This window comes from Actinoplanes sp. URMC 104 (assembly GCF_051386375.1).
Taxonomy (GTDB): Bacteria; Actinomycetota; Actinomycetes; order Mycobacteriales; family Micromonosporaceae; genus Actinoplanes.
Map to the genome: position 1 here is coordinate 287152 of NZ_JBPQTO010000012.1, position 25685 is coordinate 312836.

Annotated in this window: 29 protein-coding genes; 7 read left to right on the top strand and 22 right to left on the bottom strand. The window is 72.1% G+C overall.

Translation table 11 applies throughout. The annotated features are described in order from the left end of the window. Positions 1-22: 22 nt before the first annotated feature. The 5 genes from tatC to ACSNN8_RS40225 all read right to left on the bottom strand — a co-directional run bounded on the left by tatC (position 23) and on the right by ACSNN8_RS40225 (position 3691). Complete coding sequence (gene tatC, locus ACSNN8_RS40205; protein ID WP_436656133.1) at positions 23-988, bottom strand: twin-arginine translocase subunit TatC; 966 nt, start codon at positions 986-988, stop codon at positions 23-25. Between the two features lie 9 nt (positions 989-997). Further along, positions 998-1351 (bottom strand): Sec-independent protein translocase subunit TatA, encoded by a 354-nt coding sequence (tatA, locus tag ACSNN8_RS40210; RefSeq protein WP_436656135.1) that lies wholly within the window; start codon positions 1349-1351, stop codon positions 998-1000. A gap of 142 nt (positions 1352-1493) precedes the next feature. Next, on the bottom strand, positions 1494-1733 hold the full coding sequence (locus ACSNN8_RS40215; RefSeq protein WP_436656745.1) for a hypothetical protein: 240 nt from the start codon (positions 1731-1733) through the stop codon (positions 1494-1496). Positions 1734-1748: 15 nt separating this feature from the next. After that, positions 1749-2711 (bottom strand): helix-turn-helix transcriptional regulator, encoded by a 963-nt coding sequence (locus tag ACSNN8_RS40220; RefSeq protein ID WP_436656137.1) that lies wholly within the window; start codon positions 2709-2711, stop codon positions 1749-1751. Further along, entirely contained in the window at positions 2711-3691 is a 981-nt protein-coding gene (locus ACSNN8_RS40225; RefSeq protein WP_436656139.1) for a helix-turn-helix transcriptional regulator, read from the bottom strand. The genes ACSNN8_RS40220 and ACSNN8_RS40225 overlap by 1 nt, the downstream gene beginning before the upstream one ends. Positions 3692-3783: 92 nt before the next feature. On the opposite strand from ACSNN8_RS40225, the gene ACSNN8_RS40230 reads away from it, so the two are divergent. Both ACSNN8_RS40230 and ACSNN8_RS40235 read left to right on the top strand, forming a co-directional pair. Next, complete coding sequence (locus ACSNN8_RS40230; RefSeq protein WP_436656141.1) at positions 3784-4827, top strand: cation diffusion facilitator family transporter; 1044 nt, start codon at positions 3784-3786, stop codon at positions 4825-4827. A 10-nt stretch (positions 4828-4837) separates the two neighbouring features. After that, positions 4838-5917, top strand: a complete 1080-nt coding sequence (locus ACSNN8_RS40235) for a DUF3866 family protein (RefSeq protein WP_436656143.1) — start codon at positions 4838-4840, stop codon at positions 5915-5917. Here ACSNN8_RS40235 and ACSNN8_RS40240 read toward each other — a convergent pair. Both ACSNN8_RS40240 and ACSNN8_RS40245 read right to left on the bottom strand, forming a co-directional pair. Beyond that, a complete protein-coding gene (locus tag ACSNN8_RS40240; RefSeq protein WP_436656145.1) occupies positions 5866-7326 on the bottom strand; it encodes a GGDEF domain-containing protein in 1461 nt (486 codons plus the stop codon). The genes ACSNN8_RS40235 and ACSNN8_RS40240 overlap by 52 nt on opposite strands. A gap of 60 nt (positions 7327-7386) precedes the next feature. After that, positions 7387-8034, bottom strand: a complete 648-nt coding sequence (locus ACSNN8_RS40245; RefSeq protein ID WP_436656147.1) for an O-methyltransferase — start codon at positions 8032-8034, stop codon at positions 7387-7389. A gap of 138 nt (positions 8035-8172) precedes the next feature. Between ACSNN8_RS40245 and ACSNN8_RS40250 the strand changes: the two genes are divergently transcribed. Continuing rightward, entirely contained in the window at positions 8173-9456 is a 1284-nt protein-coding gene (locus ACSNN8_RS40250) for an MFS transporter (RefSeq protein ID WP_436656149.1), read from the top strand. Positions 9457-9492: 36 nt separating this feature from the next. Beyond that, the gene (locus tag ACSNN8_RS40255; RefSeq protein ID WP_436656151.1) at positions 9493-9927 is read left to right on the top strand and encodes an SAM-dependent methyltransferase; all 435 of its coding nucleotides are present in this window, start codon (positions 9493-9495) and stop codon (positions 9925-9927) included. A gap of 27 nt (positions 9928-9954) precedes the next feature. Here the strand turns inward: ACSNN8_RS40255 and ACSNN8_RS40260 are convergent, their stop codons facing one another. Next, the gene (locus ACSNN8_RS40260) at positions 9955-10452 is read right to left on the bottom strand and encodes a hypothetical protein (protein WP_436656153.1); all 498 of its coding nucleotides are present in this window, start codon (positions 10450-10452) and stop codon (positions 9955-9957) included. Between the two features lie 46 nt (positions 10453-10498). After that, entirely contained in the window at positions 10499-10873 is a 375-nt protein-coding gene (locus tag ACSNN8_RS40265) for a nuclear transport factor 2 family protein (RefSeq protein ID WP_436656155.1), read from the bottom strand. Positions 10874-10959: 86 nt separating this feature from the next. On the opposite strand from ACSNN8_RS40265, the gene ACSNN8_RS40270 reads away from it, so the two are divergent. Then, positions 10960-11904 (top strand): RNA polymerase subunit sigma-70, encoded by a 945-nt coding sequence (locus tag ACSNN8_RS40270; protein ID WP_436656157.1) that lies wholly within the window; start codon positions 10960-10962, stop codon positions 11902-11904. Here the strand turns inward: ACSNN8_RS40270 and ACSNN8_RS40275 are convergent. Both ACSNN8_RS40275 and pafA read right to left on the bottom strand, forming a co-directional pair. Further along, positions 11883-12053, bottom strand: coding sequence for a hypothetical protein (locus ACSNN8_RS40275; protein ID WP_436656159.1), 171 nt, complete (start codon positions 12051-12053; stop codon positions 11883-11885). The genes ACSNN8_RS40270 and ACSNN8_RS40275 overlap by 22 nt on opposite strands. A 22-nt stretch (positions 12054-12075) precedes the next feature. Continuing rightward, positions 12076-13434, bottom strand: coding sequence for a Pup--protein ligase (gene pafA / locus ACSNN8_RS40280; protein WP_436656161.1), 1359 nt, complete (start codon positions 13432-13434; stop codon positions 12076-12078). Between the two features lie 64 nt (positions 13435-13498). On the opposite strand from pafA, the gene ACSNN8_RS40285 reads away from it, so the two are divergent. Continuing rightward, on the top strand, positions 13499-14452 hold the full coding sequence (locus ACSNN8_RS40285) for a dTDP-glucose 4,6-dehydratase (RefSeq protein WP_436656163.1): 954 nt from the start codon (positions 13499-13501) through the stop codon (positions 14450-14452). On the opposite strand, the gene ACSNN8_RS40290 is transcribed toward ACSNN8_RS40285, so the two are convergent. Next, positions 14394-15401 (bottom strand): helix-turn-helix transcriptional regulator, encoded by a 1008-nt coding sequence (locus tag ACSNN8_RS40290; RefSeq protein WP_436656165.1) that lies wholly within the window; start codon positions 15399-15401, stop codon positions 14394-14396. The two genes, ACSNN8_RS40285 and ACSNN8_RS40290, sit on opposite strands and share 59 nt — an antisense overlap. 42 nt (positions 15402-15443) lie before the next feature. On the opposite strand from ACSNN8_RS40290, the gene ACSNN8_RS40295 reads away from it, so the two are divergent. Then, positions 15444-16106 carry an alpha/beta fold hydrolase gene (locus ACSNN8_RS40295; protein ID WP_436656167.1) on the top strand — a complete coding sequence of 221 codons (663 nt, stop codon included), beginning with the start codon at positions 15444-15446 and terminating at the stop codon, positions 16104-16106. Positions 16107-16550: 444 nt separating this feature from the next. Here ACSNN8_RS40295 and ACSNN8_RS40300 read toward each other — a convergent pair whose 3' ends face one another. From ACSNN8_RS40300 to ACSNN8_RS40345, 10 genes are all read right to left on the bottom strand, one after another. Further along, positions 16551-16907 (bottom strand): hypothetical protein, encoded by a 357-nt coding sequence (locus ACSNN8_RS40300; protein ID WP_436656169.1) that lies wholly within the window; start codon positions 16905-16907, stop codon positions 16551-16553. A gap of 172 nt (positions 16908-17079) precedes the next feature. Next, on the bottom strand, positions 17080-17283 hold the full coding sequence (locus ACSNN8_RS40305; protein ID WP_436656171.1) for a hypothetical protein: 204 nt from the start codon (positions 17281-17283) through the stop codon (positions 17080-17082). A gap of 57 nt (positions 17284-17340) precedes the next feature. Continuing rightward, positions 17341-18240: a proteasome subunit alpha gene (gene prcA, locus ACSNN8_RS40310; RefSeq protein ID WP_436656173.1), complete on the bottom strand. Its 900-nt coding sequence runs from the start codon at positions 18238-18240 to the stop codon at positions 17341-17343. Positions 18241-18294: 54 nt separating this feature from the next. Continuing rightward, the gene (gene prcB, locus ACSNN8_RS40315) at positions 18295-19134 is read right to left on the bottom strand and encodes a proteasome subunit beta (protein WP_436656175.1); all 840 of its coding nucleotides are present in this window, start codon (positions 19132-19134) and stop codon (positions 18295-18297) included. Continuing rightward, a complete protein-coding gene (locus tag ACSNN8_RS40320) occupies positions 19053-19454 on the bottom strand; it encodes an endonuclease VII domain-containing protein (RefSeq protein WP_436656177.1) in 402 nt (133 codons plus the stop codon). The genes prcB and ACSNN8_RS40320 overlap by 82 nt, the downstream gene beginning before the upstream one ends. 275 nt (positions 19455-19729) lie before the next feature. Beyond that, positions 19730-19945 carry a ubiquitin-like protein Pup gene (locus ACSNN8_RS40325; RefSeq protein WP_436656179.1) on the bottom strand — a complete coding sequence of 72 codons (216 nt, stop codon included), beginning with the start codon at positions 19943-19945 and terminating at the stop codon, positions 19730-19732. Positions 19946-20025: 80 nt separating this feature from the next. Next, positions 20026-21543, bottom strand: coding sequence for a depupylase/deamidase Dop (gene dop, locus ACSNN8_RS40330; RefSeq protein WP_436656181.1), 1518 nt, complete (start codon positions 21541-21543; stop codon positions 20026-20028). 47 nt (positions 21544-21590) lie between these two features. After that, on the bottom strand, positions 21591-22838 hold the full coding sequence (locus ACSNN8_RS40335; RefSeq protein ID WP_436656183.1) for an acyltransferase family protein: 1248 nt from the start codon (positions 22836-22838) through the stop codon (positions 21591-21593). A gap of 60 nt (positions 22839-22898) precedes the next feature. Further along, positions 22899-24680, bottom strand: a complete 1782-nt coding sequence (arc, locus tag ACSNN8_RS40340) for a proteasome ATPase (protein ID WP_436656185.1) — start codon at positions 24678-24680, stop codon at positions 22899-22901. Between the two features lie 362 nt (positions 24681-25042). Further along, positions 25043-25633, bottom strand: coding sequence for a hypothetical protein (locus ACSNN8_RS40345; RefSeq protein ID WP_203379879.1), 591 nt, complete (start codon positions 25631-25633; stop codon positions 25043-25045). Positions 25634-25685: the final 52 nt, after the last annotated feature.

The following is a 25685-nucleotide window of genomic DNA, read 5'->3' on the forward strand; positions in this document are numbered from 1 at the left end:
AGCATAGCCGCCCGGCCGGCCGTCAGGTCATGTCGTCGAAGCGGCCCTCCAGCGGGCGGGGCCGGGCGACCGGGGTGGGCGCCTCGATCGGGGTGGGCGCCTCGATCGGGTCGGACGCGCCGACGGGCACCCGCTCGTCGGCCAGCGGCGAGATCTGGTCGTCGTCGAGGCCGGCGTACAGCTCCTTGCCGCGGCCCTTGCGCCGGTCGTAGAGGAACGCCACGCCGGTCGCTATCAGGTAGAGCACCACCAGGCACAGGGCCAGCAGCGTCATGCCGAACGGTCCGGGGTCGGGCGTCGCGATGGCGGCGAAGGCGAACGACAGGAACACCACGATCCGCCACCAGCCGAGGAGCTTGCGGGCGCTGACCACGCCCGTGAAGTTCAGCATCAGCAGGATCAGCGGGAACTCGAACGCCACCCCGAACAGCAGGATCATGCTGGTGACGAACGAGATGTACTTGGTGACCTCGAGCTGGGTGGTGCCGCCGATCACGCCCGCGTCCATGATGAACGCCAGGCTGTGCTTGACCACGAAGAACGCGAGGACGGCGCCGCCGATGAACAGCGGCGCGGCGATCGCCACGAAGACGTACGCCCACTTGCGCTCGTGCTTGTGCAGGCCCGGCGCGATGAACGCCCACAGGTTGTAGAGCCAGATCGGGGCGCCCACCACCAGGCCCACCCACAACGCGATCTTCAACCGCAGGATCAGCTGGTCGGCCACGCCGAGCGTGATGAAGCGGCACTCGAGCTTGTTGGTGACCGGGTTGATCGCCCACGACGTGTCCAGCGAGCAGTACGGCTGGCTGAGCATGTCGAAGGTCCACTTGCTGATGACGAACCCGACGATCAGACCGGCGACGATCCCGATCGACGCCCAGAAGAGCCGGTTACGCAGGTCCCGGATGTGGTCGAGCAGCGTCATGGAACCGTCGGCGGCCTGCTCGAACTTGCTGGGCCCCTGACGGCGAAGGGTCAGCTTCATGACGGTGCGTCAGCGGTCGTTGGTGCGCTGCTGGAACGTCGGGTCCGCGTAGGGCTGCGCCGGCGGCGGCTGGTAGCCCTGCGGCGGCGGGGCCTGCTGGTAGCCGGGAGCGGGCGGGGCCTGCTGGTAGCCCTGCGGCGGGTAGGGCTGCTGCACGTCGCCCTGCAGCGGCTGGCGCGAGTACTGCGGCTCCGCCTTCTCGGCTACGTCGTTGTTGTCGTCGACCAGGCCCTTGGTCTCGGCCTTGATGATCCGCAGCGACCGGCCCAGCGACCGCGCCGCGTCCGGCAGCCGCTTCGCGCCGAACAGCAGCACGAGGACGACCACGAAAACGATGATGTGCCATGGCTTGAGGGCGCCCATGGGAGTACTCCAGTCGGTCGGATCAGGTGTGCGGGGTCCATCGTACGTGTCAAATCTGGTGATGCGGCCCACGGACCCTCGCGGGTTTGCCACCCCGGCGGCGAATCCTTGGACAACAGGGAAGGAACGCCGCACGCTACCTTCACCGGCGGGCGAAGGGAAGATCCTCCACGTGCTCCCGGATCTCGTCGGCCCGCTGCTGCACCTCGAGCACCTTCTGCTGCAGCTGCACCGCGCCGGCCTGCAGCTTCGCGACCTCGAGCTGCCGGTTCCGCAGCCGCCGGGCGGCGGCGTTGAGCCCGCCGAGCCGGCCGAACAGGCGCCCGCCGGCCACGGCGAGAACGATCAGGGCGACCACGACCACGGCGATCCAGATCCACATCAGCACCGGGCCACCCTACCGGCCGGGGCTGCTGTACTGGTCGAGCGCCGCCGTGGCCTGCTCGCGGATGCGGGTGAGCAGCTCGGGCGGCCCGAGCACGGTCACGTCGGGGCCCAGGCCCAGCAGCAGCCGCTGCGCCCAGCCCAGGTCGGTGACCCGCATCGTCACCACCCACTCGTCGCCGCCGGAGCGCCGCACCTCCTCGACCGGGTAGTACTCGGTGATCCACCGGCTGCCCCGGCCGACGCGCAGGGTGACCAGCTGCAGCTCGGGGCCGGGCTGGAAGACGCCGCGGCTCAGGTCGTGCGGCACCGCGTCGGCGGGCGGCCGGGACGGCTCGGCGAGCTCGGTGAAGTCGTCGATGCGGTCGATGCGGAACAGCCGGGTGCCCTCGGCGCGGCGGCACCACGCCTCCAGGTAGGCCTTGCCGCCGAACACCAGCACCCGCATCGGGTCGACGACGCGCTCGGTGGTCTCGTCGCGCGCCGCCGTGTAGTAGGTCATCCGCAGTGCGTGCCCGCTCTCCACCGCGGCGCGCACCCGCTCGACGCGCTGCGAGTTGGCCGGCAGCCGCACCGCGACCGGCGCGTCGGCGAGGTCCCCCGCGGCGTTCTCGATCTTGGCGAGGGCGCGCTCGACGACGTCGCGGTGCCCGGTGCCGGGGGTCTCGGCCAGCATCCGCAGCGCCACCACCAGCGCGAGCGCCTCGTCCTGGGTCAGCCGCAGCGGGCGGTCGATGCCGGCGTCGTGGCTGATCGTGACGCGGTCGCCCTCGAGCGCCATGTCGATGAGGTCGCCGGGGCCGTAGCCGGGCAGGCCGCAGACCCAGAGCAGCTCCAGGTCCTCGCGCAGCTGCTTCTCGGTGACGCCCAGGTCGGCGGCCGCCTCGGCGACCAGGATGCCGGGGCGGGCCAGCAGGTACGGCACCAGCAGGAGCAGCCGCCCCAGCCGGTCCGCGGACTGTCGGGGCCCGGTCATCAGACGGTCACCTCGTGGCGGGCGACGACTTCCTTGAGCAGCTGGATGACGGCCTCGCGGACCTCGGGCGGGCCGTCGGCGCGCACGTCCGGCCCGTAGCCGACGATCGTGGCGGCCAGCCGCTCGGCGTCGGCGTACGGGATGGTCAGCCGGTCGCCGTCCGGGCCGGGCACCGACTCGGTGGCCCAGCGGCGCAGCCCCGCGGCCCTGCCGGGCCGCACGGTCACGGTGGCCCGGCCGTTGTGCGGCACCGGGCCCGACCAGCGGGCGACGTGGCTGATCAGGTCCTCGTTCTGCGGCGGGGTGAACGCGCCGGGACGGCCCAGCGGCTTGACCGGGCCGACGATGCGCGAGAGCCGGAAGCAGCGGGTGGCGTGCCGGTCGCGGTCGTGGCCCACCACGTACCACCGGCCCTGCCAGCAGACCACGCCCCAGGGCTCGAGCCGGCGGGTGTTCGGGTCGTCGACCTCGGGCACCCGGTAGCTGAAGGTGACCGCGCGGCGGTCGCGGGCGGCGCTGGTGAGCGGGCCGAACGCGGGGTCGACGGTGACGACCGGCTCGACGCCGAGGGTGGCCTGCGGGTCGACCTCGACGCCGGCGGCGCGCAGCTTGGCCAGGCCCGACGACGCGGCGGCGGCCAGCCCGGCGTGCTGCCACAGCCGGGCCGCGATGCCGACGGCGGCGGCCTCGTCGGGCTCGAGCAGGATGTCGGGCAGCGCGTACTCGCGGTGCGCGATGCGGTAGCCGGGCTCCTGGTCGAACACGCTGGCCGTGCCGGTCTCCAGCGGGACGCCCAGCTCGCGCAGCTCGGCCTTGTCGCGTTCGAACTTGCGCTGGAACGCCTCGTGGTCGCGCGGGTCCTCCGGGTCGTGCTCGTAGCCGGGCACCGTCGCGGCGATCTGCGCGGCGGTCAGGAACCGCCGCGTGGAGAGCAGGCAGATCACCAGGTTCACCAGGCGCTCGGTGCGGGTCCGCGACACGAGTGGCAACGCTAGCAGCCCGGCCGCCGGAAGTGACGCACGCCGAGCGCCGGGCCGGTTTCCGCCGCCCCGTGCGGGGGAAGCACCGCCGGGTGACCTCCTCGCAGAACCCCGACGACCAGCTTCCGGTCGGTCTGGCCGCGGCCGAGCCGCTCGCGCTGCCCGATTCGCCCGAGCAGTCGGAAGAACCAGAGAACGAGAGTGTCGGCACGGTGATCGTCGCCGGCTGCGCCAACCTGGCGATCGCGGCGGCCAAGCTCTTCGCCGGCCTGGTGTCGGGCTCGGCGGCGATGGTGTCGGAGTCGGCGCACTCGCTGGCCGACACCATCACCGAGGTGTTCCTGTTCGTGGCGCTGCGCCGGGGCACCCGCGCGGCCGACGAGGAGCACCCGTTCGGCTACGGCAAGGAGAGCTTCGTCTGGGCGTTCATCGCCGCGGTCTTCACCTTCGTGGGCGGCGCCGGGTTCTCGATCTACCACGGCGTGATGACGATCGTCGAGGGCGAGGAGATCGGCGACTTCCGCTGGTCGTACGTCGTGCTGGTGGTCTCCTTCGTCGCCGAGGGCACCTCGTTCCTGCGCGCGCAGCGTCAGGTCGCCGGCGAGTCGCGGCGCTGGGGCATCACCCGGTCGCGGTTCCTGCGGCTGACCCCGGACACCACGGTCAAGGCGGTCTACTTCGAGGACTCGGCGGCGCTGATCGGCCTGGTGCTGGCGGCCGCCGGCCTGGCGCTGACCCAGCTGACCGGCAACGCGATGTGGGACGGCGTCGCCTCCATCGCGATCGGCGTGCTGCTGTTCCTGGTAGCGGCGATCCTGGCGAAGACCAACGCCTCGCTGCTGGTCGGCCGCGCGGTGCCGCGCCGCATCCACAACCAGATCGCCGCCGACCTGGCTTCGATCCCGGTCGTGGTGTCCGTGCCCACGCTGCTGACCATGCAGCTGGGGCCGGGCGACATCCTGGTCGCCGCGAAGGTGGACTTCCGCGACGACGTGAGCGGCGGCGAGATCGAGGCGGCCTCCGACGACGCCGAGCGGCGCCTGCGCTCGCGCTTCCCCGCCATCCGGTACGTGTTCCTCGACCCGACGCACGGCGCGGCGGGCCGCAACCACATCGACGGCGGGGTCGACTTGTAGGGTCGGCGCCATGGTGCGGTGGCGGTCCGGGACGGTGCAGGCGGTTCGGCGGCGGTGGCACGGCGCGGCCGAGCTCGACGTGGTGACCGCCGAGGGCCCGCTGCGCGCGCTGGCCTACGTCGAGCTGGTCGGCGAGCCGGAGCCGGGCGACCGGGTGCTGCTCAACGTCGGCGCGCTGGTCATGGGGCTGGGCACGGGCGGGTACGCGCTGGTGGTGGCGCTGCCCGACCGGCTGCCCGCCGACCCGGCCGGCGACGGCGCGACCCGCGACGCCGGCCACCTGGTCAAGGCCCGCTACACGCCGCTGCAGGCGATCCGGCTCGGCGTCGACGAGGAGGCCTCCCCGCACCGCGCGGTCATGGCCGCCGCCACCTCGCTGGAGGGCATGCCGGTGGTCACCGCCGACCTGCACTCCGCGCTGCCCGCGATCCTGGCCGGCCTGCACGCCACGTCGCCGGGCCTGCGGGTCGCGTACGTCATGACCGACGGCGGGGCGTTGCCGGCGTGGTTCTCCCGGACGCTCGACGGGCTGCGCGGGCGCCTGGCCGGCACGGTGACGACCGGTCAGGCGTTCGGCGGCGACCTCGAGGCGAGCACCGTGCACACCGGGCTGCTCGCCGCGCGGCACGTGCTGCGCGCCGACGCCGCGATCGTCGCCCAGGGGCCGGGCAACCTGGGAACCGGCACCGCGTGGGGGTTCTCGGGGGTGGCGCTCGGCGAGGCGGTCAACGCGATCGGCACGCTCGGCGGGCGGCCGGTCGGGTCGCTGCGGCTGTCCACCGGCGACGGCCGGCCGCGGCACCGGGGCGTGTCGCACCACAGCCTCACCGCGTACGGGAAGGTGGCCCTGCTGCCCGCCGACCTGCCGGTGCCCGACGGCCTCGACCCCCGCCTGGCCGCCGAGATCGACGCGGCGCTCGCGCCGCTGGCGGAGCGGCACCGGCTGCCGCGCGTGCCCGTCGACGGGCTCGACGAGGCGCTGCGGGCGAGCCCGGTGCCGCTGTCGACGATGGGCCGTAAGCTCGACGAGGACTACGTCTACTTCCTGGCGGCCGCCGCGGCGGGCCGGTTCGCGGCCTCCCTGATCTGATTGCGCCCGCCCGCCTTCGCCTCGTAGAGCGCCAGGTCGGCCCGTTCGATGAGCTGGTCGGAGGTCTCCTGCCCGTCCCACACGGCCACGCCCGCCGAGAACGTCTGCCCGAGCGGGGTGGCCGCGAGGGCGCGGCCGAGCACGTCGCGGGCCTCGTCGCCCTCCGCCCCGGGCAGCAGCACGACGAACTCCTCGCCGCCGTAGCGGGCCAGGGTGTCGGCGGCGCGCAGGCTGCCGTGCCACGCGGCGGACGCGGACTTGAGCAGCCGGTCCCCCGCCGGGTGGCCGTACGTGTCGTTGAAGGTCTTGAACCGGTCGAGGTCGAGCAGCGCCACGGCGACCGGCCGGCCGTCGCGGCGGGCGTGCTCCAGCGCCCGGGGCAGCTCGTCGTTCCAGGCCCGGCGGTTGGGCAGCCCGGTCAGGTCGTCCTGGCGGGCCAGCTCGCGCACCTGCTGCGCCTGCCGCTCGACCTCGCGCAGCAGCTGGGCCATCCGCGTGACCACGAGCAGGAACAGCGTGGCCGAGCCGATCACGATCGCCATGCCGTTGGTGACCTCGCCGGTGGCCAGCTGCACCGCGAGCAGGGCGGGCGCGATCAGCGACGCCAGCGTCATCAGCACCAGGTGCACGCGGCCGAGCCCGGCCACCGCGGCACCGGCCGGCGCCCCGAGCAGCCGCGCGTCGGGGTGCAGGGCGCCGATGCCGAACAGCACGAACGCGGCCAGAAAGACCGAGTCGATGCCGCGGGTGACCGGCAGGTGCGACTCGACGTCGAAGCCGAGGTCGCCCAGGTTGCCGACCACCACCCAGGCGACGTCGCCGACCAGGAACGCGGCCAGCGAGCCGGTCACCCACCAGAACGGCGCGCCGCGGCGCCCGCCGCCGCGCAGCAGCCGGGTCATCATCGCGATCATGATGAGGTCGCCGATCGGATAGGCCACCTGCGTCGCCTCGCCCAGCATCGAGATCTCGCCGCCGTGCGCGGCCGGCGCGATCACGTAGACCCAGGCGAGCAGCCCGAGCCCGGTCGTGATCGTGGTGGCGTCGACCATCGCGGTCCAGTTGCGGCCCGACTCGCGCCGCCGGATCAGCACCGCGATGCCGGCCGCGCAGAACGGGTAGAGCAGCAGGAAGAACGGGTCGGACGGCGTCGGCAGGTCGGCCCACTGGAACAGGGCCTCGCCGAGCACGGACACGCCGATGCCGGTGACGTTCGCGGCGACCCCGGCCGCGAAGCACCACCACGGCAGGCGGTCGCGGCGGGGCAGCCGGCGGGCGCCCACCAGGATCGCGGCCACGCCGGCGTACCCGATCGTCATCTGCCAGCCGCTCACCCACCAGGGGTTGTCGGGCAGCACCTGGTAGACGGCGATGGCCAGGGCGGCGGCCACCGCGAACAGCTTCGACATTCCTCCAAGGACACGCCCCGCGGGTTGGTTTCCCGGTCGCGGACGGGTGCAGTCCGGTTGCTATCGGCGCCTGCGCACCAGCGTGACCCCGTCGCGGACCGGCAGCATCACCGACTCGACCCGCTCGTCGGCGACGATGCGGTCGTTGAGGTCGCGGACGACGACGTCGCCCTCGTTCGCGGGGGCGAGCACGCGGCCGCCGCGCAGCACGTTGTCGAGCACGATCAGCGCGCCCGGGCGCATCCGCGGCACCAGCTCCTCGTAGTAGGCGGGGTAGCCGGTCTTGTCGGCGTCGACGAACGCGAAGTCGATCACCGGGTCGCGCTCCAGGGCCCGTACGGTCTCCAGCGCGGGGCCGAGCGTGAGGTCGATCCGGTCGGCGAGCCCGGCCCGCTGCCAGTAGCGGCGCGCCACGTCGGTGAACTCCTCGGAGACGTCGAAAGCGAGCAGCCGGCCGTCCGCGGGCAGCCCGCGCGCGATGCAGATCGACGAGTAACCGGTGAACACGCCGATCTCCACCGCGAGCCGGGCGCCGGTCAGCCGCACCAGCATGGTGAGCAGCTCACCCTCGTCGTGCGAGATCTGCATGCCGGCGTCGTCCGCAAAGGCGCGGCGGGTCTCGGCGGCCAGGTCGCGCAGCACGTCGTCGGCCGGGGTGCAGTGTGCCAGCAGGTAGTCGCCGATCGCCGGATCGATGATGTCGGTCATGGGTCCACCGTCGTGGGCCCGTGCCGCCGCGCGCAACCCTGTGAGTCTCGTGCGTCTCACTCCTGCGGCCTCGCTCGCCCGAGATACATAAGCGCCTTATGCTTTAGCCGTACGCCATCCGTCCCTGGAGGTTCCGCGGTGAGTGCTGCGTCCGGCACCAGCCTGTTCCACCAGCCGAAGGCCGTCTTCGCGGTCGCCTTCGCCTGCGTCGTCAGCTTCATGGGCATCGGGCTCGTCGACCCGATCCTGCCCGCCCTGTCCGAGCAGCTCGACGCCACCCCGAGCCAGGTGAGCCTGCTGTTCACCAGCTACCTGGTCGTCACCGCGGTCGCCATGCTCGGCGTCAACTGGGTGTCCAGCCGCATCGGCCCCAAGCGCACGCTGATCGCCGGCCTGGCCGTCATCGTGGTGTTCAGCGCGCTGGCCGGCCTGTCCGGCTCGATCGGCGGGATCGTCGGGTTCCGCGCCGGCTGGGGCCTGGGCAACGCGATGTTCATCGCCACCTCGCTGGCGGTCATCGTCGCCTCCGCCTCGGGCGGGTTCGCCGGCGCGATCGTACTCTACGAGGCCGCGCTGGGCCTGGGCATCGCCGCGGGGCCGCTGATCGGCGGCCTGCTCGGCGACATCAGCTGGCGGGGCCCGTTCTTCGGCGTCGCGGCGCTGATGGCCATCGCCCTGATCGCGACCGTCACCCTGCTCGACAAGACTCCCCCGCCGCCGCGCCGGATCTCGCTGTCGGAGCCGCTGCTGGCGCTGCGCCACCGCCCGCTGCTGACCATGTGCATCGCCGCGCTGTTCTACAACTGGGGCTTCTTCACGATGCTCGGCTACGCGCCGTACCCCATGGAGCTGTCCGCCGTCCAGCTCGGCTTCGTCTTCTTCGGCTGGGGCCTGCTCGTGGCGATCTTCTCGATCACCGGCGCCCCGTGGCTGCAGCGCCGCTTCGGCACCGCCCCGTCGCTGTACGGCGCGCTCGGCTCGTTCGCCGTGCTGCTGCTGCTCATCGGCCTGTTCACCGACACCCGCTGGGCGCTGATCACGTGCGTCGTGCTCAGCGGCATCATGGTCGGCATCAACAACACGCTCACCACCCAGGCCGTCATGCTGGTCTCGCCGGTCGAGCGGCCCATCGCGTCGGCCACGTACGGCTTCGTCCGCTTCATCGGCGGCGGCCTGGCCCCGTTCGTCGCCGGCAAGATGGTCGACCACTGGAACATCCACGTCCCGTTCGTGGCCGGCGCCTTCGCCGTGCTGCTCGGGGTGCTCGTGCTGGCCACCGGCCACCGCATGCTCGCGGCCGCCGACACCCGCATGGCCGGCCACGCCGAGCCCGAGGTCGCCGGCGAGGTGGCCGACGAGTTCGGCGGCGCCCCCGACGCCATCGACGCCGAGCTGCAGCACGAGCGCGCCGCCCGTTCCTGACCCGCCCTTTCTGCCGGCACGCGCTAGCCTGAGCGCGTGCCGGCAGCCGCGTCACCCCGCATCCGCGAGTTCGTCGACGCCCTGCCGCTGCGGCCGCACCACCGCGTCCTCGAGATCGGCTGCGGCCCCGGCGTGGCGGCCCGGTTGGTGGCCGCCCGCCTGGACACCGGCCACATCCTGGCCGTCGACCGTTCCGCCGCGGCCACGGCCCAGGCCACCGCCGGCTCGGCGGATCAGATCCGGTCCGGCCGCATGAGCGTGCGGCGGGTGGCCGCGGAGGACCTCGTCCTGGCCGACGGCGAGGAGCCGTACGACCTGGTCTTCGCCATCCGCGTCGGCGGCCTGGACGGCCGGCACCCCGACCTCGGCCGGCGGATCCTGCGCCGGGTCGCCGCGGCCACCACCGCCCGGGCCCGGTTGTTCATCGACGGCGGCGACCCGCTGCGCGAGCTGCCGATCCCCCGTCCCTAGGCTTCGCGCGACCCCCGGCCCCTCCGCCTACGGAACGCCGGCCAGCACGATGTCGGCCAGCGCCTCCGGTGACGCGGTGGCGTCCAGCGGCACCGCCCCCGCGGCGAGCATCCGGGCCTGGAGCACCGGCCGCCCCTCGCGGATCTGCTGCTTGACCCCCTCGGTACGCTGCGCCGACGTCGCCCGGGCGAGCCGCTCCTCCTGGGCCTCGGCGTCGAGCACCAGCAGGAACACGCGCTCGAACAGGTCGAGCATCTCCTGCTGGTTGACGGCGATCCCGCACACGAACACCGGCCCGGCCGCGTCGCCGGCGGCCGCCACGACGCGCGCCCGGCTCCACACCCACCGGTGCGTGAGCTGCCACGCCTCGTCGAGCTCGGCGGGTGGCTCCACCGGGACGCCGCGACCGTCCTCCCACGACGCCAGGTCGTCGGCGTCGATCGCCCGGTGGCCGCGCCGGGCCAGCTCCGCGGCCAGCGTCGACTTGCCCGACCCGGGGTTGCCGGTGACCAGATACATCCCCATGACGCCAGCCTGCCGCATCACGCCCGCAGTGTCCCGGGCGCCACCGTCACGGCCGGGAGGTCTCGCCGAGGCGGCGCCGGGCGGCGTCGAACGGGACCCGGTCGAACAGGAACCGGCTGTGGACGATCCGGCCGGCGCGGACGGTGACGCACTCGGCGCCCGGCGCGGACGGCACCAGGGTGGTCTCGGTGTCATACATGACCAGCGCCGTCTCGTCGTCGCCGAACGCGGCCAGCAGGGTGGCGGACCGCAGCATCCCGGCGAACGGGCCCAGGAAAGCCCGGTAGGCCGCCACGCCCTCGATGCGGCCCGCCGGGGCGTCGCACACGATGTCGTCGGCCACGTACGTCATGGCCCGGTCGAGGTCCCCGCCCGTCCACGCCCGGTGGTAGGCGAGGGCGGTCTCCAGTGCTGCGCTCACGGTGTCTCCTTCGTCGAACAGCGGTCGTCACGGGGACAGACACAGCCGGGAGCCGAAACGGAACGGTGGCGTGGCAGGATTTCCCGATGGACCTCGCCGCGCCCGACCGGGCCGTGCTCGAGCGGGCCCGCGGCGGCGACGGGGACGCCTTCCGCGAGCTGACCGCGCCGCACGAGCGGGAGCTGCTGCTGCACTGCTACCGGATGCTGGGGTCGCTGACCGACGCCGAGGACGCGTTGCAGGAGACGATGCTCGCGGCGTGGCGGGGGCTGGCGGGCTTCGAGGGGCGGGCGTCGCTGCGGACGTGGCTCTACCGCATCGCCACGAACCGGTGCCTCAACGCCGTACGGAGCCGGCCGCCCGAGCCGGTGGCGCCGTTCGCGGTGCCCGAGCCGACGCGGCGCGGCGAGATCACCTGGCTGCAGCCCTATCCGGACGCGCTGCTGCCGGAGGACCACTACGAGAAGCGGGAGGCGGTCGGGCTCGCGTTCGTGGCCGCGCTGCAGCGGATGCCGCCCCGGCAGGCCGCCACGCTGATCCTGCGCGATGTGCTCGGCTTCCCGCCCGGCGAGGTCGCGGCGATGCTCGGCACCACGCCGACCGCCGTGAAGGGGGCGCTGCAACGCGCGCGGGCCGCCGTCCCGGCCGATCGCGATCCCGGGCCGGGCGGCGACGCGGTCGCCCGGCGGTTCGCCCGGGCCTTCACCGCCGGCGACGTCGACGGGGTGGTCGCGCTGCTCACCGACGACGCCTGGCTGAGCATGCCGCCGGCGCCGCACGAGTACCACGGTCGTGCCGCGGTGGCCGCATTCCTGGCAGCGAGCACGGCGTACGCCCAGGGGCGCGGCCTCGTGCTGGAACCGGCGCGGGCGAACGGGCAGGCCGCGTTCCGGGCGTTCCTCGACGGCAGCCCCGCGGGGATCATCGTCGTGACCACCGACAAGGACCGGATCGCCGGCATCACCCGTTTCCACGACCCGGCGCTGACCTCCCGGTTCGGGGCGCGGGCTCAGGACGTGACGACCAGGTAGAGCCAGCCGAGCAGCACGGCGCCCAGGAGCGCGGCGAACACCCACGTCGGCACGCGGTGCCCGCCCTCGCGGTTGCGGTCGAGCTCGGCGCGGATGCGCTCGCGGCGGCGCTCGGCGCGGGTGCGCGGGGACTGGTCGGGCAGGCTCATGGCCCGACCAGCCTAACCCGCGTCACATGCTGGCGATCAGCCGCTCCACCCGCTCGTCGTAGGCGCGGAACGGGTCCTTGCACAGGACCGTGCGCTGCGCCTGATCGTTGAGCTTGAGGTGCACCCAGTCGACCGTGAAGTCGCGGCGCTTCTCCTGGGCGTGCCGGATGAACTCGCCGCGCAGGCGGGCCCGCGTGGTCTGCGGCGGGGTCTCCTTGGCCTCGAAGATCTCCAGGTCGTTGGAGACCCGATCGACCTGCTTGCGCTTCTCCATCAGCGCGTAGAGGCCGCGGCCCCGGCGCACGTCGTGGTAGGCGAGGTCGAGCTGGGCCACCCGCGGGTGGCTCATCGGGATCTCGTGCTTGGCCTGGTAGCGCTCGATCAGCTTGTACTTCGACACCCAGTCGATCTCGCGCGACACCGGGTCGAGGTCGCCGCTCTCGATCGCGCTGAGCACCCGGCCCCACAGCTCGACGACGCGCTTGGCGGTCTGGTCGCCGCCGCGGCGCTCGACGAACTCGGTGGCCTTCGCGAGGTACTCCTGCTGGATCTCCAGCGCGCTGACCTCCTTGTTGTTCGCCAGGCGGATCTTGCGGCGGCCGGTGATGTCGTGGCTGACCTCGCGGATCGCGCGGATCGGGTTCTCCAGCGACAGGTCACGCATGACCACGCCCGCCTCGATCATGCGGAGCACGATGTCGGCGCTGCCCACCTTGAGCAGCGTGGTGACCTCGTTCATGTTCGAGTCGCCGACGATCACGTGCAGGCGCCGGTAGCGCTCGGCGTCGGCGTGCGGCTCGTCGCGGGTGTTGATGATCGGGCGCGAGCGCGTCGTCGCGCTGGACACGCCCTCCCAGATGTGCTCGGCGCGCTGCGACAGGCAGAACACCGCCCCGCGCGGGGTCTGCAGCACCTTGCCGGCGCCGCAGATCAGCTGACGGGTGACCAGGAACGGGATGAGGACGTCGGCGAGCCGGCCGAACTCGCCGTGCCGCGACACGAGGTAGTTCTCGTGGCAGCCGTACGAGTTGCCGGCCGAGTCGGTGTTGTTCTTGAACAGGTAGATCTCGCCCGCGATGCCCTCGTCGTGCAGCCGCTTCTCGGCGTCGACGAGCAGGCCCTCCAGGATCCGCTCGCCGGCCCGGTCGTGGGCGACCAGGTCGGTGACGGAGTCGCACTCGGGCGTCGCGTACTCGGGGTGGGAACCGACATCCAGGTAGAGGCGGGCGCCGTTACGGAGAAAGACGTTACTGCTGCGTCCCCAGGACACCACTCGGCGGAACAGGTAGCGGGCCACTTCGTCCGGGGACAGCCGCCGCTGACCCCGGTACGTGCACGTGACTCCGTACTCGGTCTCGAGTCCGAAAATTCGCCGTTCCATAGCGAAACACTAGCCGCACAAGCGACCCGATGGCAGTCACCCGACGCCGGTAGAGTCGTTACATGTGAACCTCCTGGTGACCGGGGGCGCCGGCTTCGCCGGCTCGCACTTCGTGCGCGCCGTGCTGGGCGGCACGCTGCCGGGCCTGCAGGGCGCGCGGGTCACGGTCCTGGACAAGCTGACGTACGCGGGCAGCTTCGACAACCTCGCCGAGGTGGCCGAGAACGAGCGGCTCGACTTCGTGCCGGGCGACGTGGCCGACGCGGCGCTGGTCGGCGTGGTGATGCGCCGGCACGACGCCGTGGTGCACTTCGCGGCCGAGGAGCACGCCGACGCGTCGGTCCTGGCGGTCTCCAACCTGCTCGGCACGCAGACGCTGCTCGACGCCGCCCGCTACGGCGGGCTGGTCCGCTTCGTGCAGATCTCGACCGGCGAGGTGTACGGGCCGGCCGCCTCGGGCGCGGCCACCGAACGCTCCCCGCTGTCGCCGGTCACGCCGTACGCGGCCACGAAGGCGGGCGCGGACCTGCTGGCGCTCGCCGCCCACCGCAGCCACGGCGTGCCCGTCACGATCCTGCGGGCCGTCACCACGTACGGCCCCCACCAGCACCCGGAGAAGCTGCTCCCCCGCTTCGTGACCCGGCTGCTGACGGGCCGCACGCTGCCGCTGCACGGCGACGGCGGGCAAGTCCGCGACTGGCTGCACGTGCACGACCTGACCCGGGCCGTCGCGCTCACGCTGACCGCCGGGCGCCCGGGCGAGGTCTACCACGCCGGCGGCAGCCTCGAGCTCAGCAACCGCGACCTGGCCGGTCTGGTGCTCGCCGAGTGCGGCGCCGGCTGGGACCGCGTCGAGCAGGTCGCCGACCGGCCGGGCCACGACCAGCGCTACGCCCTCGACGACGACAAGATCCGCGAGGAGCTGGGCTGGCACCCGCGCGTGGAGTTCAGCTCCGGGCTCACCGCGACGGTCCGCTGGTATCGCGAGCACCCCGACCGGTGGCAGCCGCTGCTGTGAGCGCGCCGGTCAGCCGCTCGGCGACCTCGGCCACCGCGGCGCGCAGCTCCGGGCCCTCCTCGACGGTGAACCGCACCGGGATCGCGGCGAGCCACTCCGCGGCGTACATGGCCGGGTTGCCCGTCGTCCCGGTGAGCACGCACCGGTCGTCGCCGTCCGGCTCCAGCCGGCCCATCGGCGGCCGGACCCACGGCGCCACCCGCTCGTGCGGCGCGTGGAACACCACCCGGGTCCGGAACTCCCAGCCCGCGCCCAGGTTCTCCTCCAGCGCCGCCACCGGGTCCAGGCCCTCCGGTGGTGTGAACCGCTGCGGGCACTGCCGCACGCCGCGGATGCGGTCCAGGCGGTACGTGCGGATCGCGCCCGCCCGGTGCGAATGGCACAGCAGATACCACCGGCCGAACCGCACCACCACCGCCCACGGGTCCACCTCGGCGTCCCACTGGCCGCCGCTCTCCCCGCGGTACGTGACCTCGATGCGGCGCCGGTCCGCGACCGCCGCGACCACGACGCTCGTGACGGCCGGGTCCACCCGCGCCGCCCGCCGGTCGGGCGCGGCCGAGGCGTACGCCCGCAACGCCGCCGCCTGGCGCCCCACGCTCTCCGGCAGCGCCCGGATCACCTTGCCCAGCGCCGAGCCCACCAGGTCGTCGCCGTCGATCGCGGCCGGCTGGCCGTCCAGCACCGCCATCACCAGCGCCAGCGCCTGCTCCTCGGTGAACACCACCGGCGGCAGCCGGGCGCCGCGGCCCAGCCGGTAACCCCCGTACGGGCCGCGCACCGCCTCCACCGGGATGCCCGCCTCCCGCAGGATCCCCACGTAGCGGCGCGCCGCCCGCTCCGTCACCCCGAGCAGCCCCGCCAGCTGGTCGGCGGTGATGCCCGGCCGCGTCTGCAGAATCTCCAGCGTGCGCAGCGCCCGCGCGGTAGGGCTCGATCCGTCCGCCATAACCGGAAGGCTAACGTCCGGAACCGGCACTAGGTTGACCCCATGACTGCTGAACAACTCGTGCTGGTCGCCGGCCTGTGGCTGGACGCGCCGGTGTGGACCGGGGTCGTCGACGACCTGACCCGGCACGGCCGCCGCGCCGTGCCCGTGTCCCTGCCGCCGACCACCCTGGACGACCAGCTCGCCGCCGTGCTGGCCGTCGTCGACGCGCAGGCCGGCCCGTCCGTGGTGGTCGGGCACTCCGCCGCCGCCACGCTCGCCTGGCTGGCCGCCGACCGCCGCCCCGACCGGGTGTCCAAGGTGGTCCTCATCGGCGGCTTCCCCACCGCCGACGGCGAGAAGTACGCCGACTTCTTCCCCGTCACCGACGGCGTCATGCCGTTCCCCGGCTGGGAGCCCTTCGAAGGCCCCGACGCCGCCGACCTCGACGAGCACGCCCGGCAGTCCTTCGCGGCCGCCGCCGTCCCCGTCCCCGAGGCCGTGGCCCGCGGCGTCGTGCGGCTGACCGACGAGCGCCGCTACGACATCCCGGTGGTGCTGGTGTGCCCCGAGTTCACCCCCGCCCAGGCGCGCGAGTGGATCGGGGCGGGGGCCTTGCCGGAGCTGTCCCGGGCCAAACACGTGGACCTCGTGGACATCGACTCCGGCCACTGGCCCATGCTGACCCGCCCCGCCGACCTGGCGGCCATCCTCGCCGCCCTCTGACCGGCCGTCACCCCTGAGAGCCGGCGGCCCTCCGCCCCTTCGCCGCCCGGGGTCGCTCCGCCGTCCACCAACCCGCCGGCTTCGGCACGGACAGCCGACCGCAGCCACCGACGCTCGCAAGGCGCCCAACCCACGAACTGGGCGCCCTCCAGCAAGCCACACGCCGGCCGACGGGGCTCTCACAGGCCTGGGAGCCCCGCCCGGCCGTCGCTCTCACACCCTCGAAGCCACGATCCCTCGCAGCCGCTCTTACACCCCGGAGCCCCGACGCAACCACCGGCCACGCGCCTGTGGACAACCGGCATCGGCGTTGTCGCAAGGCGTAGGATCGAGCCCGCCCCGGGTGGGCGGGGGTGGCGGCGGGCCCACCGGTGATCAACTCCAGGTGCGGCGCACCGTACAGCGATCGATTCTGATCCAGCGGCAACCGCGGCAGCGACCGGCTCAGGTGCGGCGCAACGGCCCAGCGGCAGCGGCCACCGCCACCGCACCGGCTGCGGCGACCACACGCACACCACGCGGCCGCGAAGACGTGAGCGCCACCGTCACCAGCCCCCAAGCCGACGTCGAAGCGAACGCCACAGCCCCCCGCCGGCTGCGCACCACTCCCCCCGCCACTGCGGCCGCGGCGACAGCCAGGCCGGCGGTTGAGGCGGCGACCAGCCGGGGCGAGGACTTGCCGGCGGCCACGGCGCCCGCGGCGAGGTTGACGGTGCTCGCCAGGGCGGTCCAGCCCAGCAGCAGCGCCGTGCTGACGGGCGTGATCGTGGCGCCCCGGGTGGTGGGCCGGACGCGCTGCACAAGGCCGTGCGCGGCGGCGGCGAAGGCGGTGGCGAAGGGCAGCAGGGCGGGCGTCAGCGCGAACCGGTCGCTCTGCGCGGCGAATCGACCAGGCGGTGTTGGCGGCGTACGCCCCGGACAGGGGCCAGCCCGTACGGCGGCTCATCGGATCGCCGCGGCCGCCGGGCAGGCACTAGGCGACCGTCGACGCGACGCAGCCGGCGAAGATGGGGCCCCACACGGCGAACGCGTAGTCCGGCGGGGTGATGACGGTGTCGTACCGCTCGGTCTGCTCGCCCTCGCCGAGCACCGCGCCGAGCGTGGGCACGGCGACGAAGGCCGTGCAGGAGGAGGCGAGAGCCAGGGAACGGATCAGGTCCTTCGCGGGGGAGTCCACTCCCGACTCCTACCGCACGCGACAGGGCGCGGCCAGAGCCGCGCCCCGCCGCACACGTCAGGAACCGTCGCCGTTGACCCCGTCGGCCGGCGCGGCCGGGTCACCCTCGGACGAACCCGAGGACGAAGGAGCGGACGGCGACGACGGCGTCGCCTTGTCGGCGGCGTCCTCCTCGGCGGCCGCGGACACGGTCGGCTTGTCGGTGGCCGGCGACGGCGGAGCGGCATCCACCCCGCCGAGATCCTGCTCCGGTACGGCCTCCTCGCCGCGCAGCAGCGTGATCAGCGACGCGCCCTGAATGCGCCGGAACGCGCGACCCTTGCGACGGCGGTCCAGAACCGCAACCTCGAGCTGCTTGGCGTCGAGCTGACGGGTCTGCCCGTTCTCGCCGCCCACACTGCCCAGCGCCTCGGCCGCCAGCGCCAGCGCCGCCGGCAGATCGGCCGCCGCGTCGTGCCGCTCGCGCAGCACGTTGGAGATGGCCTCGGCCTGCCCGCCCATCGCCATGAAACCGGGCTCGTCCATCACCGAACCGTCGTACGTGATCCGGTACAGCTCGTCGGTCTCCGGCGACGCGCCCACCTGCGCGATGCAGATCTCCACCTCGTACGGCTTCTGCGTCTCGGTGAAGATCGCGCCCAGCGTCTGCGTGTACGCGTTCGCCAGGAACCGCCCGGTCACATCGCGCCGGTCGTAGCTGTAGCCGTTCACGTCGGCCATCCGGATGCCCGCACGGCGCAGGCTCTCGAACTCGTTGTAACGCCCCACGGCAGCGAAACCAATCTTGTCGTAGATCTCGCTGATCTTGCGCAGGGTCGTGATGTTCTCGGCGACCAGCAGGATGCCACCCTCATAGGTGAGCACCACGGCGGAGCGGCCGCGGGCGATGCCCTTACGGGCGTACTCCGAACGGTCCCGCTGGACCTGCTCGGGCGAAGCGTAGAACTGCATGGCCACGGGTGGCTACTCCCTCTCGTCCCTGGTGAAGTCGGCTGTGAGCAACAACCGGACTCAGCCGCCCGGATTCTCCATACGCCCGGCGACGACCTGCTCGGCCACCGCGGTGATCTCGGACTCGGTCAACCGGTGCGTGCCGTTCGCCGTCGCCGTCATCACCACCGGGAAGATCTTGCGGGTGAGGTCGGGGCCGCCCGTCGCGGTGTCGTCGTCGGCCGCGTCGTACAGCGCCTCCACCGCCAGCCGGACCGCCTCGTCGGTGCTCAGCCCCGCCCGGTACTTCTTCTTCAGCGCCGACTTCGCGAACAGCGACCCCGAGCCGATCGCGTCGTAGCCGGTCTCCTCGTAGAGCCCGCCCGCGACGTCGAAGCTGAAGATGCGGCCCACCTTGGCCGGGTCGGCCGGCGCGAAGTCGTAGCCGGCGAACAGCGGCACCACCGCGAGACCCTGCATCGCCGCGCCCAGATTGCCGCGGACCATGCCGGCCAGCCGGTTCGCCTTGCCGTCGGTCGAGAGCATCGTGCCCTCGATCTTCTCGTAGTGCTCGAGCTCCACCTGGAACAGCCGCATCAGCTCGATGCCGATGCCCGCCGTGCCCGCGATGCCGATCAGCGAGTACGCGTCCGCAGGGTGCACCTTCTCGATGTCGCGGCTCGCGATCAGGTTGCCCATCGTCGCGCGCCGGTCGCCGCCCATCACGACACCCTCCGCCGTGGCGATGGCGACGATCGTCGTGGCGTGCGGCGCGATGTCCGCCGACAGGCCCGGAGGCAGCGGCCGGCGCCCCGGCAGCAGCTCGGGGGACACATGCGTCAGGAACTGCGTGAAGGAGGACGTACCCGCATTGACGAAGTAATCCGGTAGACGCCCGGATGGATCAAAGTCCTTTGCCACGTGGTTCCCTTCAGATATCTGATCGCGGCGGCGAGGCGGTCCGGGTCGTCCCGGAACTGCCCCAGGCCGCCGTTGCAGTTGAAGCACAATATCCCGCGCACCGCGCCGGTGCGATGATCGTGATCGACGTGTTGGGGGTCGGCCACGCCACAGATCGCGCACACCCCGCCCTGCCGCCACAGCAGCTCGTCGAACCCGGCCTGGCCGATGCCGTAGCGCTCGCGGAGGTGGTACTCACGGGAGCCGCCGTAGAGGCGCTTCCTCGTTTCCTGTCCGCGGGCGTTGTGACAGGGAAGGCAGTACGAGTGATAGCCGCTCACCGCGGCTCGCGTCCTCGCGAACTCGGTGAGCGGCTTGATCGTGTCGCAGTCAGGACACCACTTGGAGCCCGGTGGAACCGTCTCCGGAGGTCGACGTTGCTTCCGGATGCCACGCTTGCGGCGGCTCTGCTCGGACCGCTCAGCCGCACACCGCTTGCAGTAGTACGCCAGGCCGTCCGAGCGTCGCTTGTTGCTGTGGAATTCAGTAACCGGCAGTGTCCGACCACACTGAGGACAAGGCTTCACGCCCTGACCCCCTAAATCGGACATACCGGTCACTGACCCCCTTTCTGCACGTATCCCCTCACGAATTCTTCTGCGTTCTCCTCAAGAACGGAGTCGATCTCGTCGAGCAGGTCGTCGACGTCCTCGGTGATCTCGGCGTGCCGCTCGGCTACCTCAGGGTTGGCCTCAGTGGTGACGTCCTCGATCTCCTGGTCCTGCCGGCCCTTGCCGGATTGCGACTGTCCGCCGGTGTCCCGAGTTGCCATCGCTGTCCCCCTTCTCAAGCCACCCGAAGCCTGCGACAACGGGTTGAGAAAAACCTACCTCGCGGTTGTGACAAAACCACTCAGCGGGCGGTGATGACTTCCAGAAGGTCCTTGGCGCTCTCGCACCGGTCGAACAGCGCGCCCACGTGCTTCTTGGTCCCCCGCTCGGGTTCCATCATCGGCACCCGCACGAGCGACTCGCGGCCGACGTCGAAGATCACCGAGTCCCAGCTGGCCGCGACCACTTCGGACGCGTACTGCGCCAGGCACCGTCCGCGGAAGTACGCGCGCGTGTCCTCCGGCGGCTCGGCCATGGCGCGCTGCGTGTCGGCCGGGTCGAGCAGCGTCTTCATCGAGCCGCGCGCGACGAGCCGGTGGTAGAGCCCCTTCTCGGGCCGCACGTCGGCGTACTGCAGGTCGACGAGTTGCAGCTTGGGCGAGGACCAGCCGAGCTCCTCGCGTTCGCGGTAGCCCTCGAGCAGCCGTAGCTTGGCGACCCAGTCGAGCGTGTCGGCGCATTCCATGGGGTCGCGGCCGAGCTTGTCGAGGGTGTCCTCCCAGCGGTTGAGCACGTCGACGGTCTGCTCGTCGGCGTCGGCGCCCTGGCGTTCGTCGACGAAGGCGCGCGCCCGCTCGTAGTACGCCCACTGCAGGTCGAGGGCGGTGAGCTTGCGGCCGTCGCGCAGCCGGATGAGGTGCTGCAGGGTCGGGTCGTGGCTGACGGCCTTGAGTTCGCTGACGGGGTCGGCGATGCCGAGGTCGCCGGAGAACACCTTTTCCTCGATCATGTTGAGCACCAGCGAGGTGGTGCCCATCTTGAGGTAGGTGGCGATCTCGGAGAGGTTGGCGTCGCCGATGATGACGTGCAGCCGGCGGTACTTGTCGGCGTCGGCGTGGGGTTCGTCGCGGGTGTTGATGATGGGCCGCTTGAGCGTGGTCTCGAGGCCGACCTCGACCTCGAAGAAGTCGGCGCGCGAGCTGATCTGGAAGCCGGCGCCGGAGCCGTCCTGGCCGAGGCCGACGCGGCCGACGCCGGTGAAGATCTGCCGGGTGACGAAGAACGGCGTGAGGTGGGCGACGATGTCGGCGAACGGGGTCTGCCGGCGCATCAGGTAGTTCTCGTGGGAGCCGTAGGAGGCGCCCTTGTTGTCGGTGTTGTTCTTGTAGAGCTGGATGCGGTGGGTGCCCGGGATGGTCGCCGCGCGCCTTGAGGCTTCGGCCATGACGCGTTCGCCGGCCTTGTCCCACTTGACGACGTCGAGCGGGTTGGTGCACTCGGGGGTGCTGTATTCGGGGTGGGCGTGGTCGACGTAGAGGCGGGCGCCGTTCGTCAGTATCACGTTGGCCAGGCCGAGGTCCTCGTCGGCGAGGGCGTCGGCGGGGTCGTAGGCGGCTCCGCTGTAGGTGAAGCCGCGGGCGTCGCGCAGCGGCGACTCCTCCTCGTAGTCCCACCGGGCGCGTCCGCCGCGGTTGAGCTCGGGCCGGGCGCCGTACGCGTTGACCACCTGTGAGGAGGTGACCATCGGGTTCGCGCCGGGCTGGCCGGGAACGCTGATGCCGTACTCGACCTCGGTGCCCATAATCCGTCGAACGCTCATGCGACCACCCCGCCTGCCACGCTGCCCCTGTTGCTCATGTATCGAGCCTAGACGCTCTCGCGCGTGTTCTCGCCCCGCCCCGTGCCCGGCGCGGCACGCTGGGTGGCCGTAATCGGCCTCGGCGCTCCAGCAGTGTTGATCTTGTGGAGCAGCCGCTGGGCCGGTTGTTCCACGATGCGGTACGAGGCTTCGGCAAGCGCGAGGGCGATCGCGAGATACGCCAGCGCGGTAACCATCCGTACGGGTAGGGGTTGCGTCCCGGGATCCGGGACGACGTGAGGGAGCAGGAACAGCACGATCACGTGTTGCAGGTACAGCGAGTAGCTGATCCGACCCAGCCAGGTGAGCGCGCGGGGCATCGGCCGGGTCCGCAAAAAGTAGGCAAAAAGGTATGTCGCGGCGGCGGTGAGGACGGTCAGGATCCAGGCGGGCCGGGTCCATTGCGTACCGATGGCGCTGCCCGCGACGACGGCGAGCGACGTCAGCGCGGCGCCCCGCCCGATCTGCCCGTGCTGCCACCGGTAGGTCACCGTGCCGGCGAACATGACCGCGAGCAGCAGCAGGCCCTGCTGCGACGACGTGACGGTGCTCGCCGCGGTCGGATGCCCGTTGACCGCGGGCAGCAGCACGTACGCCATCCCGAGCGCCCCGGTGACGAGGACGAGGCGCTGCTCGATCTGCAGCCCGAGGATCAAAAGCGTTCCGAGCACCAGTACGCCTCCCAGCACCCGGCGGTCGTGGGCAGTGCCCGCGAGCAGCGCGCCGGGCAGGTGCGGTCCCGCCAGCCAGGCCACCAGCGCGAGCCCCGCCGCGTACCAGCCGCTGTGCCGGTGCAGCCGCCACGCGTACAGCCCGGCCACGACCAGGTAGAAGACCATCTCGTACGTCAGGGTCCAGAACACCCGCACGACGCCGCGCACGCCGACCAGGTCGGGCATCATCGTGACGTGCGCGAGCAGCCCGGCGCCCGTCTCGGCGCGCAGCGACGCCGGCCAGTGCAGCAGGCCGGCGCCGGCGAGCAGCGCGAACAGCGCGATGGTGGCCAGGTAGGCCGGGTAGATGCGGCAGATCCGCCCGAGCCAGAAGCGGCGCAGCGAGCCGTGCCGTTCCAGCGACATCGGGATCACGTAGCCGCTGACGAGGAAGAACACCAGCACGGCGGCCCTGCCGAGGTCGACGTGCCGCATGATCGCCAGGTGCGCGCCGGCGCCGATCACCTGCGGGCTGAGGTGGAACAGCACGACGGTGATCGCGGCCAGCCCTCGAAGGGCGTCGAGCCAGTCGGCACGCCTCATGCGTGGTGCAACGACAGCGCGGGCCGGGGGAAACCCCCGGCCCGCGCCGACAACCGTGCTTTACAGGTACTGACCGGTGTTGCTGGCCGTCTCGATGGAGCGGCCGGCCTCGGCGCCCTTGCCGCCGGAGACGAGCGTGCGGATGTAGACGATCCGCTCGCCCTTCTTGCCGGAGATGCGGGCCCAGTCGTCGGGGTTGGTGGTGTTGGGCAGGTCCTCGTTCTCGCGGAACTCGTCGACGCAGCTGTCGAGCAGGTGCTGCAGGCGCAGCCCCTTCTTGCCGGAGGTGAGGAACTCCTTGATGGCCATCTTCTTGCCGCGGTCCACGATGTTCTGGATCATGGCGCCGGAGTTGAAGTCCTTGAAGTACAGGACCTCCTTGTCACCGTTGGCGTAGGTGACCTCGAGGAAGCGGTTCTCCTCGGACTCCGTGTACATCCGCATGACCACGGCGTCGATCATCGCGGCGACCGTGACGTCGGCGTCGTTGCCGTGCTCGGCCAGGTCCTCCGCGCTCAGCGGCAGGCCCGGCAGGATGTACTTGCCGAAGATGTCCTTGGCGGCCTCGGCGTCCGGACGCTCGATCTTGATCTTCACGTCGAGGCGGCCGGGGCGCAGGATCGCCGGGTCGATCATGTCTTCCCGGTTGGAGGCGCCGATCACGATCACGTTCTCCAGGCCCTCGACGCCGTCGATCTCGCTGAGGAGCTGGGGGACGATCGTGTTCTCCACGTCGCTGGAGACACCGGAGCCGCGGGTGCGGAAGATCGAGTCCATCTCGTCGAAGAACACGATCACCGGCGTGCCCTCGCCGGCCTTCTCCCGGGCCCGCTGGAAGACCAGGCGGATGTGCCGCTCGGTCTCACCCACGTACTTGTTGAGCAGCTCCGGGCCCTTGATGTTGAGGAAGTAGCTGGTGTGCTTCTCCTCGCCGCGCCGCTCGGCGATCTTCTTCGCCAGCGAGTTGGCGACCGCCTTGGCGATCAGGGTCTTGCCGCAGCCGGGCGGGCCGTAGAGCAGGATGCCCTTCGGCGGGCGCAGCTGGTGCTCCCGGAACAGGTCGGCGTGCAGGAACGGCAGCTCCACCGCGTCGCGGATCTGCTCGATCTGCGAGTGCAGACCCCCGATGTCGGTGTAGTCGACGTCGGGGACCTCCTCGAGGACGAGCTCCTCGACCTCGCTCTTGGGGATCCGCTCGTAGGCGTACGCCGACCGTGGTTCGATCATCAGCGAGTCGCCGGCGCGCAGCTTGCTGATGTCCAGCGAGTCGGCGAGCGAGACGATGCGCTCCTCGTCGGCGTGCGAGACGACCAGGGCGCGGTCGGTGCGCTCGCCGTGGGGGCCCGCGAGGACCTCCTTGAGGGTGACGACCTCGCCGGTGCGCTCGAAGCCGAACGCGTCGACCACGTTCAGCGCGTCGTTGAGCAGCACCTCCTGCCCGCGCTGCAGCTCCTCGACCTCGAGGGACGGGGAGACTGCCACGCGGAGCTTACGGCCGCCGGTGAACACGTCCACCGTGCCGTCCTCGTGGGCGGTGAGGAAAACGCCGTAGCCGCTCGGCGGCTGGGCGAGCCGGTCAATCTCTTCCTTGAGAGTGACGATCTGGGCCCGGGCTTCCTTGAGGGTCGCCACGAGCCGGTCGTTGTTCTCGGTCAGTCGGGCCAGCTGCGCCTGCGTTGCCGCGAGCCGTTCCTCGAGCTGCCGGACGTGTCGTGGGCTTTCGGTCAACTTCCGCCGAACAAGGGCGAGTTCCTCTTGCAGGAACGCGACCTGGCTGGAGAGATCGTTGGCCTCTTTCTCCCAACGTGCGGCTCGTGAGTCCGCCTCGTCGCTACGTGCCACGTCCCACCTCCCCGGGGGCTCGAACGTCTTGGAACAACACTAGCCGCTGCGGACGGGATTTCGACCCATGCAACACCGTCGTCACCGAGTCTTGATCCATTCGGCCGGTGCTCGCAAGAAGTTTGTCGGAGGGTCCCGATACGGTCGGGCGGGCCCCTTTCCGGGCGCGGCGCGGCATCGGCGGGCACCCGGGACGGCGGGCCGCAGATCGGGGCGGATCAGGATGTTTGCCCGTCCGGGCCGCTCCGGCGGGCTCCGCGGCGCGGCTCGGCTGCCGGGAGGCGTACGCGGAAGGAAAGACCCCGGCAACGGCGCGCCCGGCCCACGATGTGACACGAAAAAAGTCACATGCTGGAAACGCTCTAGAGTGTCGGCCGCCCGACGAGCGAGGCGACCACGCGCGAGAACTCCTCCAGCCGGGCGATCTGGCCGGGGCCGCCGTCGTCGAGGGTCTTGCCGAAGCGCAGCGCGTCGTGGCGGATCGTGGCCCGCGACTCGCCCTCGTCCATGCCCGGCGGCGGCACGGCGTCGTCGACCGAGCTCAGCAGCAGGTAGACGTCGATGCTGTCGACCCGGGCCTGCCCGTTGGAGGTGCGGGTCAGCCGCCGCCGGCAGCCCACCTCGGTGACCGTCGACAGCGGCACCACGCGCAGCGACGAGGTCATCGAGCCGACCGGGCCGTCGCCGGGCGCCACGTCCTCGCCGTGCCAGAGCACCAGGCGGCTGCCGTCGCAGATGACGACCTCCTGCCAGACGCCGTTGACCTCGTTGACGAAGCGCTCGAGGGTGAAGCTGAGCACCGACGCGCCCCGCAGCACCCCGAACAGCGCGTCGAGCGCCACCTCGGGGTCGCGCAGATAGGCGCGGGCGGCGGAGTCGAGATCCTGGTAGGGCGACCAGTCCGGGAAGACCGCCGGCATCTCGCTGCTGCCGCCGAACGGCGGAGAACTCATCGCGCCCACCCGATCCTCCCCGAGCCGTGCCACTGCCGAACAGGAAGCTACC